The organism is Halomonas koreensis (assembly GCF_031451675.1).
Lineage (GTDB): Bacteria > Pseudomonadota > Gammaproteobacteria > Pseudomonadales > Halomonadaceae > Halomonas > Halomonas koreensis.
On sequence record NZ_JARWAK010000040.1, the window covers coordinates 1 to 502 of the forward strand.

Below are 502 nucleotides of genomic sequence, written 5' to 3' on the forward strand. Positions count from 1 at the left end.
TTACCTCACCAACTAGCTAATCCGACATAGGCTCATCCGATAGCGCAAGGTCCGAAGATCCCCTGCTTTCTCCCGTAGGACGTATGCGGTATTAGCCTGAGTTTCCCCAGGTTATCCCCCACTACCGGGCAGATTCCTATGCATTACTCACCCGTCCGCCGCTCGACGCCTGGGAGCAAGCTCCCATCGTTTCCGCTCGACTTGCATGTGTTAGGCCTGCCGCCAGCGTTCAATCTGAGCCATGATCAAACTCTTCAGTTTAAAAGCTTGATAGTTCCTAAGGCGGAACCAAACCTGGCTCAAGGTTCAAACGTCTCGTTTGACGAGTCGCTTGCCTTGATATTCAGTGACTGGTCACCGACATCTCGACAAGCGCCCACATGAATTACCTGATCGATTGTTAAAGAGCATCTCGCTTTGCCGTGCCGACCAGACTGGCCGTCTTGCCCGGCGCCCTGCGAGGAAGGCGTATTCTACGTGATCGGCGCGTCGTGTCAACCCT

Annotated in this window: 1 rRNA gene; it reads right to left on the reverse strand. The window is 54.4% G+C overall.

From position 1 onward, the window contains the following. Positions 1-261, reverse strand: a 16S ribosomal RNA gene (locus tag QC818_RS18345); the annotation flags it as partial. Positions 262-502: the final 241 nt, after the last annotated feature.